General features: G+C 44.8%; 11 protein-coding genes. 2 read left to right on the forward strand and 9 right to left on the reverse strand.

Annotated elements, in window-relative coordinates:
- Nucleotides 1–68: 68 nt before the first annotated feature.
- The 7 genes from BUA17_RS08960 to pdhA form a co-directional block, all read right to left on the reverse strand.
- Complete coding sequence (locus BUA17_RS08960) at nucleotides 69–1,556, reverse strand: glutamate synthase subunit beta (RefSeq protein ID WP_024633996.1); 1,488 nt, start codon at nucleotides 1,554–1,556, stop codon at nucleotides 69–71.
- Between the two features lie 625 nt (nucleotides 1,557–2,181).
- Nucleotides 2,182–2,670 carry a dihydrofolate reductase gene (locus tag BUA17_RS08965; protein ID WP_072733281.1) on the reverse strand — a complete coding sequence of 163 codons (489 nt, stop codon included), beginning with the start codon at nucleotides 2,668–2,670 and terminating at the stop codon, nucleotides 2,182–2,184.
- A 29-nt stretch (nucleotides 2,671–2,699) separates the two neighbouring features.
- Nucleotides 2,700–3,494 carry a thymidylate synthase gene (gene thyA / locus BUA17_RS08970; protein ID WP_063562828.1) on the reverse strand — a complete coding sequence of 265 codons (795 nt, stop codon included), beginning with the start codon at nucleotides 3,492–3,494 and terminating at the stop codon, nucleotides 2,700–2,702.
- Nucleotides 3,495–3,830: 336 nt separating this feature from the next.
- Nucleotides 3,831–5,246, reverse strand: coding sequence for a dihydrolipoyl dehydrogenase (gene lpdA, locus BUA17_RS08975; RefSeq protein WP_063562829.1), 1,416 nt, complete (start codon nucleotides 5,244–5,246; stop codon nucleotides 3,831–3,833).
- Nucleotides 5,247–5,249: 3 nt separating this feature from the next.
- A complete protein-coding gene (locus BUA17_RS08980; RefSeq protein ID WP_072733282.1) occupies nucleotides 5,250–6,563 on the reverse strand; it encodes a dihydrolipoamide acetyltransferase family protein in 1,314 nt (437 codons plus the stop codon).
- 175 nt (nucleotides 6,564–6,738) lie between these two features.
- Nucleotides 6,739–7,716, reverse strand: coding sequence for an alpha-ketoacid dehydrogenase subunit beta (locus tag BUA17_RS08985; RefSeq protein WP_072733283.1), 978 nt, complete (start codon nucleotides 7,714–7,716; stop codon nucleotides 6,739–6,741).
- Between the two features lie 105 nt (nucleotides 7,717–7,821).
- A complete protein-coding gene (gene pdhA, locus BUA17_RS08990) occupies nucleotides 7,822–8,889 on the reverse strand; it encodes a pyruvate dehydrogenase (acetyl-transferring) E1 component subunit alpha (RefSeq protein WP_053780908.1) in 1,068 nt (355 codons plus the stop codon).
- A 255-nt stretch (nucleotides 8,890–9,144) separates the two neighbouring features.
- Here pdhA and BUA17_RS08995 point away from each other — a divergent pair, with 255 nt between their 5' ends.
- Nucleotides 9,145–9,879: an alpha/beta hydrolase gene (locus tag BUA17_RS08995; RefSeq protein ID WP_063562831.1), complete on the forward strand. Its 735-nt coding sequence runs from the start codon at nucleotides 9,145–9,147 to the stop codon at nucleotides 9,877–9,879.
- 158 nt (nucleotides 9,880–10,037) lie between these two features.
- On the opposite strand, the gene BUA17_RS09000 is transcribed toward BUA17_RS08995, so the two are convergent.
- Both BUA17_RS09000 and BUA17_RS09005 read right to left on the reverse strand, forming a co-directional pair.
- Entirely contained in the window at nucleotides 10,038–10,508 is a 471-nt protein-coding gene (locus BUA17_RS09000) for a low molecular weight protein-tyrosine-phosphatase (RefSeq protein ID WP_072733284.1), read from the reverse strand.
- A gap of 1 nt (nucleotide 10,509) precedes the next feature.
- Nucleotides 10,510–11,178, reverse strand: coding sequence for a trimeric intracellular cation channel family protein (locus tag BUA17_RS09005; RefSeq protein WP_064640785.1), 669 nt, complete (start codon nucleotides 11,176–11,178; stop codon nucleotides 10,510–10,512).
- A 187-nt stretch (nucleotides 11,179–11,365) separates the two neighbouring features.
- Here BUA17_RS09005 and BUA17_RS09010 point away from each other — a divergent pair, with 187 nt between their 5' ends.
- On the forward strand, nucleotides 11,366–12,007 hold the full coding sequence (locus BUA17_RS09010) for a thiamine diphosphokinase (RefSeq protein ID WP_063562833.1): 642 nt from the start codon (nucleotides 11,366–11,368) through the stop codon (nucleotides 12,005–12,007).
- Nucleotides 12,008–12,031: the final 24 nt, after the last annotated feature.

The raw sequence follows: 12,031 nt of genomic DNA on the forward strand, positions 1-12,031 counted from the left end.
GAATCAGTTATATATTTTATTAAAAAATTGCAAATCCATATACATATACATATACGGCTCATTATTCTTTATACGAGAACTGTAGCACCCATCAAGTATTTGTCCACTTCACGGGCAGCTTCACGGCCTTCATTAATTGCCCATACAACCAGACTTTGACCACGACGCATGTCACCTGCTGCAAATACTTTATCCACATTGGTATTGTATTTGCCGTAACGCGCCTTAACATTGGTACGACGGTCTGTTGCAAGTCCGAGTTGCTCCACAAGAGTCTGTTCCGGTCCGTCAAAACCGATAGCAATCATGGCCATTTGAGCTGGGAAGACGCGCTCTGTACCCGGAATCGGCTGATAGATCTTACGTCCCGTCTCATCTACAATACGCTCGATTTGAACGGTGTGAAGTTCTTTGAGATTACCCTCGTCGTCACCCACAAATTTGGTCGTCATGATGGAGAACTCACGCGGATCGTCACCGAACAATGCTTTCGCTTCTTCCTGTGCATAATCAAGAGTATATACGTTCGGGAATTGTGGCCAAGGGTTGTTAATACGATCCCGTTCCATAGGAGCCTGAGTATGTGTGCCAAATTGTGTAATGCTCCGACAACCATGACGAAGCGATGTAGCTACACAGTCGGAACCCGTATCCCCGCCACCGATGACGATAACATCCTTGTCCTGTGCTGACAGGTAGTTACCATCCTCAAGGTTGGAGTCCAGGTAACTTTTGATGCTGCCATTCAGGAAATCCATGGCGTAATGTACGCCTTTCAAGTCACTGCCTTCAATGTTAAACTCACGTGGTTTGGTTGCACCGCCGCACAGGACAACCGCATCATAATCATCCACCAGTTGCTGCGCAGCAATATCTTTACCGATCTCCGTGTTTGTTACAAATTGAATACCTTCTGCTTCCAACAAATCAACACGACGCTGAACGACGTTTTTGTCCAATTTCATCGTAGGGATACCATACATCAGCAAACCGCCGACACGGTCGGAGCGCTCGTATACGGTCACTGAGTGACCTGCTTTGTTCAACTGAGCTGCCGTAGCCAGTCCTGCAGGACCTGAACCTACAACTGCTACACGTTTACCCGTACGTTTCTCCGGAGGTTGGGGAACGACCCATCCTTCTTCAAAACCCTTTTCAATAATCGCTTCTTCAATCGTTTTGATGGTTACAGGTTCACCGATCAGTCCCACTGTACATGACCCTTCACAAGGAGCAGGACAGACACGACCTGTAAACTCAGGGAAATTATTCGTTTTGTGCAGACGATCAAGCGCCTCTCTCCACAAACCACGATACACCAGATTATTCCATTCTGGAATCAGGTTATGCACAGGGCAGCCCGACGTTCCGCCAGTCATATCTATACCTGTATGGCAATACGGGGTACCACAATCCATGCATCGTGCACCTTGTGTTCTGAGCTCTTCTTCAGCCATATGTTTATGAAACTCTTCCCAATCCTTAACCCGCTCCGCTGGTTGGCGGTCCGCAGGTAGCTGCCGTTTGTATTCCATAAATCCAGTAGGTGTAGACATCTTACGTTTTCCCCCATCCGTTCTTGTCTTAATCCCTTCATCTGCATGGTTCTATATGAAATGGATTACTCATGTTTGAGTTTTTGTATATTGTATCACAAAATCTTCTCGAAGATATTTCAATTATAGTAGCACTTTGCATGCTGAATATTAAATGGATTATCCGAATAATTATTTGTATTTTATACATCATATCGTCCAAGTCTACCCATGGTCAATACCCTTAAAATGGTTATTTCTAAGGTTTGGCTGTACAAAACCAGGCGTTTAATTGATGAAAAAACGGACGAAACGTCATTTAAATGTGAGGTAATTTGTCATTAAAAACAACAATTTATGCTGTTTTAGGCTGCCAAATCCGAACAATAACTGATTTCAGGGCTTTACAACGGTGAATTCCCACAATTTTTATACTTTTTTACCACAGAGTGATTAAGGGGATATGTATTGCATTCATTTTTTCGTTATTTTTACGTCATATTTATGTCATTTATATGTTAATTCGTATTTATTTCATTCTATTTCTAAAAGAAAAGACGCTGTTCACGAATATTTCGCAAATCAGCGCCCCTATACTTCGTAAATAGCATATGTTTGGGCTCTTCTACTTCATCTTATGACCCTTTTACCGTTTTCGTTCGTAGAACTCAAACGTATATGCATAAACATTTTTTTCATCTTGCTCGCCTTCGATCTGTTCTGTTAGCTCCCACTCCGACCAATCCACATCCGGGAAAAAAGTATCCCCCTCAAAATTCTCATGGATTTTGGTCACCACCAGACGATCTGCGAGCGGCAAAAACTCACGATAGACCTGGGAACCGCCAATGACGCAGAGCTCTTCGCCTTTTGTAACTTCCAGACCCTCTTCAATCGTATGCACCACTTCAGCCTGATTCGCTTGGTAGTTCAGATCTCTTGTTACAACAATATTCCGACGTTGCGGAAGCGGCTTGCCTCCAAAGGACTCCCATGTGTTACGTCCCATAATAATCGTTTTGTTCAACGTACGTTGCTTGAAAAAGGCCATATCTTTAGGCAAACGCCACGGAATGGAATTATTCAATCCAATGACACCATTCTCGCCCATCGCCCATACAAGTTCAATGCTCAAGATTTCACACTCCTTCAATCCGTGTCTGTTTATACGGCAATCGGGGCTTTAATACCCGGATGATGCTGATAGTTCTCAAACTCAAAATCATCAAACGTATAATCGAAAATGGAATCCGGCTTGCGCTTGATTACCAATTTAGGCAACGCGAATGGTTCACGCTCCAACTGCGTTTTCACTTGTTCCACATGGTTTGAGTAGATATGAACGTCCCCACCGGACCAGATGAACTCTCCCACTTCAAGATCACACTGCTGCGCAATCATATGTGTCAGCAGCGCATAGCTGGCAATGTTAAATGGCAACCCGAGGAACGTATCTACAGAACGCATGGTAAGCATACACGATAGTTTACCCTCAGCCACATAGAACTGAAACGCGAAATGACAAGGAGGCAATTTCATGTTGTTAATCTCCGCCACATTCCAGGCACTAACGAGGTGACGCCGTGAATCTGGATTATTCTTGATCGAATCAATAACGGCAGCAATCTGATCGATCTTCTCCCCGTTTGGTGCTTCCCAAGTACGCCATTGTGATCCATATACCGGACCTAGGTCGCCATTTTCGTCAGCCCAATCGTCCCAGATCTTCACGCCGTTTTCCTTGAGATAGGATATATTCGTATCCCCGCTCAAAAACCACAACAACTCATGAATGACTGATTTCAGATGGATTCGCTTAGTTGTTACCAGCGGGAACCCTTCGGATAGGTCGTATCTGAGCTGTCTGCCAAATACCGACTGTGTTCCAGTTCCGGTGCGATCTCCCTTATGCACGCCAGTATCCAAGATATCCTGTAATAAATCGAGATAGTTTTTCAAATTATATTCCCCTCGCACTTCTAATTTCATAGCAATAAAAACAAACAAGAACATTCACACAACTGGTGTTTGCTCCAATTTGCCTTATTTTTAAAAAAACAGCATCGACCTAAGCCCTCCGCTGTCATATTGGTTGTTACAGTGTACCACATTAAGCTTCTGATTGCATGGTGCGCTTAATTGATTTAAGTGCTACTGAACCTCATTAATTCATGTCATTAACAGGCTCTCTCTTTAGGTGTTCACATAAAAAAAGGGACAGACAACGCTGTAACACGTTATCCATCCCTTCTTGATTTACGTATAATGCCGGACGAATCCGAAGCTTAGACGATATTAGCGGGAAATGATGTGGATCGGATGACCCATAACCAGTTCCGCAGCTTCCATCACGATTTCACCCAAAGTAGGGTGAGCGTGAATAGTCAGCGCCAAATCTTCCAAAGTCGCACCCATTTCAATTGCGAGTCCAAGCTCAGCAATCAGGTTGGAAGCTTCCAGACCTACGATTTGAGTACCCAGTACAAGACCTGTTTCTTCGTCAGCTACGATTTTCACGAAGCCTTCAGCGTGGTTCAAAGATACAGCACGGCCATTACCCGCATAAGGGAATTTGCCAGCTTTTACTTTGTAGCCTTTTTCTTTAGCTTCTTTCTCAGTGTAACCTACGCTGGAGCACTCAGGATCTGTGAACACAACTGCAGGCATACATTTGTAGTCAACTACAGAAGGTTGTCCTGCGATCGCTTCAGCAGCCACTTTACCTTCATAAGAAGCTTTGTGGGCAAGTGCCAGACCGGATACGATATCACCGATTGCAAAGATGTGAGGAATGCTAGTACGGCCTTGGTGATCAACTTTAACGAAGCCACGCTCGTCAACGTCTACGCCAATCAGGTCCAGACCAAGCTCTCCGTCTGTATTTGGACGACGTCCAACAGTAACCAGCAGGTAATCTGCAGTTACTTCTTTGGATTCACCATTTACGGAATATTTAACAGTTACATCTTTATCCGTTTGCTCAGCACTTTCAGCTTTTGCACCCGTTACGATTTCGATGCCTGTTTTCTTCATGTTTTTAGCTACGAGGCTAGTCATGTCTTTATCGAAACCTGGCAGTACAGTATCCAAACCTTCGATAATTGTTACTTTAGCACCGAATTTGGAGTACATTTGACCAAGCTCAGCACCGATATAACCGCCACCGATAACGATCATGCTTTTTGGAACTTCAGGCAAGTTCAGAGCTTCTGTTGAAGACAGAATGCGTCCGCCAAACGGGAAAGGTTTCAGTTCGATTGGACGGGAACCTGTTGCAATGATTGCATTTTTAAATTTGTAACGTGGTGACTCGTGATCGTTGAATACACGAGCTTCGTTTTCGTTGATGAACATGCACTCACCGTTGAAAACTTCAACTTTGTTGCCTTTGAGCAAACCAGCTACGCCGCCAGTCATTTTCTTAACAACGCCGTTTTTGAATTCTTGAGTTTTGCTGAAGTCCACTTTTACGTTCTCTGCAGAGATACCAAAAGCTTCGCCATGCAATGCAGACTCATATTGGTGTGCAGCCGAGATCAGGGCTTTGGATGGAATACATCCGCGGTTCAAACAAACGCCGCCCAGTTCGGATTTGTCTACGATCAATACGCTTTGGCCCAGTTGAGCAGCACGGATGGCAGCTACATAGCCACCAGGACCCGCACCAATTACTAATGTGTCGATATTGAGAGAAGCGTCGCCTACTACCATATCTTACACCTCCATAACAAGCAGCTCAGGGTTAGCGAGCAGCTGTTTAATGTAGTTCATAAAGTTTTGTGCTGTTGCGCCATCGATGATACGGTGGTCGAAGCTCAGGGAAAGAGCCATTACAGGTGCTGCAACTACTTCGCCATTTTTGATAACGGCTTTTTCGCTGATGCGTCCAGTTCCGAGAATTGCAACTTCTGGGAAGTTGATGATTGGAGTAAAGAACATACCGCCAGCAGAACCAATGTTACTGATGGAGATTGTGCTTCCTCTCATTTCGTTCGCGCTCAATTTGCCATCGCGGCCACGAGCTGCCAGATCACGAATGGAATCAGCGATCATCCAGATGGATTTACGATCAGCATCTTTGATAACAGGAACGATCAAGCCGTTGTCTGTATCTGTAGCGATACCGATGTTGTAGTATTTTTTGTATACAATTTCATTAGCTTCTTCATCGATCATAGCGTTCAATGCTGGGAACTCACGGGAAGCTGCAACCAGAGCTTTAACGATGAATGGCAGATAAGTTACTTTTGTACCTTTTTTCTCAGCGATAGGTTTCATGCGAGTACGGAAAGCAACCAGTTCAGTTACGTCCACTTCGTCCATGATTGTAACGTGAGGTGCTGTGTAAGCTGATTTAACCATCGCATTGGAGATCGCTTTACGGATACCTTTGAATGGTACGCGCTCTTCTTCCACACGTTGATCAGCTGCAGCTGCTGCTGGTGCTGCGGATTTTTTCTCTTCTTGAGCCGGAGCTTCGGAAGATGCCACTGCGGAAGAACCGCCACCGTTTTTGAAGGATTCAACATCTTCTTTAGTAACTTTACCATTGTTGCCAGTACCGTTAACTTGAGCGATGTCTACGCCTTGTTCGCGAGCAAATTTACGCACGCTTGGTGTTGCCAGAACGTCCTTGGCAGGTACTGCCGGAACGCTGTTGTTTCCGCCTTCTTTAGCTGCATCCGAGCTGGAAGCTGCTGCGGAAGAACCGCTTGTGTCAGCTCCGCCTTGAGCTGCATCTTTTTCTTGATCGTCTGCAGGAGCGTCGTCTTGCTCAGGAAGCTCGCCTTCAGCATCGATGATTGCAACAACTTCGCCAACGTGGCAAACTTGGCCATCTTTTGCGAATACTTCTGTTACTGTGCCGTTAACCGGACAAGGTACTTCAACGACCGCTTTGTCATTCTGTACTTCCATGATGATGTCGTCGTCAGTTACTTTGTCACCGACTTTGATGTGCATCTTGATGATTTCGCCTTCGTGAAGGCCTTCGCCCAGTTCAGGGAATTTGTATTCAAATTTAGCCAACTGAAAAACCTCCTTGATTATGTCTCAATCCTGAAAACAACCCTTAACTCCAAGAAACAACCGTTACTGCTAGTGCAATAAACTGTTACTCAAGGGGCTAATGGCTGTTTACAGTGCAGCTTGCGCTGCGGTGTGGATCACCATACTGCGCCTTGCGGCATGTCAGATGATTAAATTAGAAATTTACGACTTTGTTAACCGCAGCAACGATACGTGCTGGGTTAGGAAGCCATGTATCTTCGATTTGTGCAAATGGATATACAGTATCCGGACCAGCTACACGCAGAACCGGTGCTTCCAAGTGCAGGATTGCTTTTTCATTGATTTGGGCAATGACTTCAGCTGCAACACCTGCGCTCTTTTGAGCTTCCTGTACAACAATTGCACGGTTTGTTTTCTTAATGGAAGCAACGATAGTATCGATGTCGATTGGGCTAACCGTACGAAGGTCGATAACTTCAACTTTGATTCCTTGTTTTTCGAGTTCTTCTGCTGCTTTCACAGAAGTGTGAACCATCATACCGTAAGTAACGATAGTTACATCAGAACCTTCACGAACAACGTTCGCTTTACCCAGCTCAACTGTGTAATCTTCTTCAGGTACTTCTGCACGGAATGCATGGTACAAGTTCAAGTGCTCCATGAAGAATACAGGGTCGTTATCGCGAATAGAAGCGATCATCAGACCTTTTGCATCGTAAGGGTTAGAAGGTACTACCACTTTAATACCCGGAGTTTGCGTAAGCAAACCTTCGAGGGAATCTGTGTGCAATTCTGCCGCTTTTACACCGCCACCGAATGGTGTACGGAATACGATTGGAGAATTATATTTACCGCCGGAGCGGAAACGCATACGAGCTGCTTGAACTACCATTTGGTCAAGGGCTTCGAAGATAAAACCAACGAATTGGATCTCGGCAACCGGACGGAAACCTTGAACACCCAAACCAACAGCCAGACCGCCAATAGCGGACTCAGCGAGTGGAGTATCAAATACACGCTCTTCGCCAAACTCTTTTTGCAGACCTTCCGTTACACGGAAAACGCCGCCTACATTACCTACGTCTTCACCGAAAAGCAGAACGTTAGGATCACGTTTCAACTCAACGCGAAGCGCATCACGGATTGCTTCTTTCATGTTCATTTGTGCCATTTGCTTCATTTCCTCCTTAAACATTGACAGTTCACATTTGAATTCATACATGTATACCGGGACACCGGAACCCGTCCCGGATGTTTATGCTTTATCGGAAAAAACTTATTGGAAATCAGCTTTTTGCTCTTCCAAGTGCTTAGGCGTTTGTTCGAACATGCTGTCGATCAAGCCTGAAATCGTCATTTTCTCGGTTTTTTCCGCTTTTTTGATCTCTTCGTTCACTTTTGCTTTTGCTTCTTCTTTCACACGTGCTGTATCTTCTTCAGTCCACAGACCTTTTTTCTCCAGATATTTAGCAAAACGTGCGATTGGATCTTTAGCATTCCATTCAGCCTCTTCTTCTTTTGTACGATACTTGGAAGCATCGTCAGAAAGGGAGTGAGGACGGAAACGGTAAGTTACTGCTTCGATCAGAGTTGCGCCTTCGCCGTTACGACCACGTTCAGCAGCTTCCTGAACCGCTTTGATAACTGCGAAGATGTCCATACCATCAATTTTAACACCTTTGATACCTGCTGCTACCGCTTTGTGAGCGATGGACAGCGCTGCCGTTTGTTTAGCAAAAGGAGTTGTGATGGCATAACCATTGTTTTGTACAAAGAAAATAACAGGCAATTTGTAAACACCAGCGTAGTTCAGACCTTCATAGAAGTCACCTTCTGAAGAACCACCATCACCTGTGTACGTAATTACAACTTGTTTTTGTTTCTTCAATTTGTAACCCATAGCAATACCCATTGCGTGCAGGATTTGTGCACCAATGATGATTTGCGGCATCAATACATTAACGCCATCCGGAATTTGTCCACCATGTTGGTGTCCACGGGAGTACAGGAACGCTTGATAAAGAGGAAGTCCATGCCACACGAGTTGCGGAATGTCACGATAGCCAGGACATACAAAGTCTTCTTTTTCAATTGCAAATTCACTACCAACCATTGTAGCTTCTTGACCAGATACTGGAGCATAGAAACCAAGACGACCTTGACGGCCCAGGTTTACTGCACGGTCATCCCAAGTACGGGTAAATACCATGCGATACATAATTTCTTTTAATTGATCGTCGGAAAGCTTAGGCATCATGTCTTTGTTAACGATTTCGCCGTCAGGAGACAGCACGGACAGAGCTTCTACATCCTCCGTATATACTTCATAAGGAACCTTGCTCATTTTTTTCTTCACCTCAACAAAAAATTTGAATATCAAGTTCCGCTGTTATAATATTATTATACACCTGTTTCACTGCATACGTCAAAGATATCCGTAATTTTTTTATGTTTCCTTCCGGATTGTATGTATAACAGGGGCTTAATATTGGTATAACAGCATAATACATGTTTGCGTATTTGACCTATCCCCGCACAAGGTTAATCTTACCGTATTGCGCGGTCGAATGCAAAAATTAACCGAGAAAGGTGACGTTTTATGACGGATTCCCGCTATTTGAAACGCACGATTGTAAAGGAAGAGATTGAGAGCCGCTATCTCGGAGAGAAGCGCACATTACGAATTTATCTTCCCCCAGGCTATAACGAATTGTTATCTTACCCTGTCGTATATTGTCAGGACGGTGAAGAATTTTTCAACTTTGGACGTATCGCCACCACTGCCAACCGCATCATTCTCGACGAGGGAGCCGAACCTTTCATTATAGTAGGAGTTCAGGTTGACGTGTCTGTAAGAACTCAGGAATACGCCCCTTTCGGCGATCGGTTCAAGGCGTATACCTCATGCTTCGCTGAAGAGATTATTCCCTATGTAGAAGAGAAATATCCTGTGCGCCGCTCTCCGCAGGAACGTGTTCTTGCCGGAGACTCACTGGGTGGCAGCGTTTCACTTCATCTTGCTCTACTCTATCCAGACCTGTTTACACGTGTCATCAGCATGTCTGGGGCTTACTACTCCGCTTCCCAGGAGATCTACGCTGCAGCTGAAGACTTGTCCTGGTTATCGATCTGGATGATTGTTGGTTTGCAGGAGACTGCCTTTGAAGCCGATACCGGCACATATGATTTTGTTCAATTGAACCGGGATACCCGTGATTTGCTCGAAAAACGAGGTGCGCTTGTCTCCTATCAGGAGAAAGACGGGCATCACCAATGGGGATTCTGGCAGAACGAGCTGCCGGAAGCATTGCTTTACTTTCTTCAAGAAAATTAATTGGATTATTGAACAGGCGGCTGAAATGCCGCTTTTGTTTTACATTCACATGGTACCGCTTACATGAACGTTCAAAAAAGAAGCAGGCTCACCTGCTTGTCCGTTCCAGCTTCTTCTCTTGTATCACACAAGTCATTCCTAGAGAACATCACCGATTGTTATATCAAAGAATGTTCCTTCTCAATCCGATCCATCAACACGTCGCAGCCTGCATCAACCAGCCTGTATACTTCTTCAAAATTCCCTGTATAATACGGGTCGGGTACTTCACGGAGCGTCTCGTTCGGCAGCAGATCCATCATCTTGATAATTTCCGCATCCTCACCACCTGTTACACTTTTTACGTTAGCTGCGTTGGAATCATCCATGCATATAATGTAATCAAAATGTGTGAAGTCCGCACTCGCAAATTGTCTTGCCGCCATGTTGGCATAAGAAATTTGATATGAATCCAGCAATGATCGTGTCCCCTCATGCGGAGGTTTGCCAACATGCCAGTCTCCTGTACCTGCTGAGTCCACTGAAATCTGCTGATCAAGTCCTCTTTCACTCACTTTATGACGGAGGACAGCCTCAGCCATTGGTGAGCGGCATATGTTGCCCAAACATACAAACAAAACGTTAATCATGTTATTCCCCCTTACTCAAGGTGCGGTTAAGTGGCGCTGGTGTTGTCTGAGGTTTCACACTCTCCGTTTGTACCAGAGAACGACGAGGCAGCTTCCATTTATAATGAACAGAACACATTCGGAAGAACACAACTGCGGCGAAACATATTAACAGCCCAACGTTGGTTGTGAACCATCCCATACCTATGGCAAAACCAGCTGTTATTGCCCACACGGCATAAATTTCATCACGCAGTACCAATGGCTTCCTGCCAGCCAGCAGATCACGAATGATTCCTCCGCCTATACCGGTCATCACTGCGGCTACAATAACCGCACTAATGGGATGTCCCATATTGGCTGCGTATAACGCCCCTTGAATCGCAAATGCTGCAAGTCCAATCGCATCGAACAGCGCTTCTGTCCGCTTCCAGTGACCAATCCACTTAAGAGGTAGTACGAAAGCAATCGCTACAGATATAAGGGCGAGCATAATCAGCATTCCCTGGCTCCACAGCATCGTTACGGGTACACCAATGAGAACATTACGAATGACTCCGCCTCCAAATGCGGTCACGAGTCCCAGTACCAGCACACCTAAAATATCATATTCCTCTTCCATTGCCACGAAAGCTCCGGACATTGCAAATGCAATGGTACCTATAATGCTGAATACTTCAAAAATGTGCAAGTCCAACCTGTTCAAACCTCACTTTTCAAGTCATCTCCATGTTGCTCTACCCATTGTATCCGCGCATGCCGAAATTGTGCAACCACATTTTGTGGATTATACTGGTTTTGTGAATGATTTTTGCATCATTCTAACACCTTAATTAGAAGTGAATTGTTTCTTTATTGATTAGGAAGGATGAAATAGAATGACTAAGAAACGAATTGTTATTTTTACGGGGGGAAACCTCTCTCCTCAATTTCTAAAAGAAATCGGTAAGGATGACATCATTATCGCAGCTGATCGTGGGGCGTTGTTCTTAATAGAACATGGGATTCAACCACATATCGCAGTAGGTGATTTTGATTCCATTACCGAACAGGAACGGGAGAAGGTACGAGATAACAGCGAACGGATAATCACCTGTGATCCTGTGCATAAGGATTTGACCGATACCGAGATGGCATTTGAAACAGCATTGGATCTTGAGCCTACTGACATTCTTATGTTGGGCGCAACGGGCACACGCATGGATCATACACTGGCTAACGTACATATTATGGTCCGCGCTATGCAGCATCATATTTCCTGTACTCTGCAGGATGAACACAATTATATGATGCTAACAACCTCCGAAGCTTTTGTGGAAGACCGCGGATATGAGTACATCTCCCTGCTCCCACTTACTAATGAAGTAACAGGTATCACACTGGAAGGTTTCATGTACCCGCTAGATCAAGCTACTATACGCATGGGACAATCTTTGGGGATTAGCAACAAACTGCTCGGAAAGTCTGGCACCGTCTCTATTGATAGTGGGTTATTACTCATTATTCAGAGCAAAGATTAACCTTCTGCCTATACTTATTACGTT

The sequence above is a fragment of the Paenibacillus sp. ov031 genome (assembly GCF_900143165.1).
GTDB classification, from domain to species: domain Bacteria; phylum Bacillota; class Bacilli; order Paenibacillales; family Paenibacillaceae; genus Paenibacillus; species Paenibacillus marchantiae.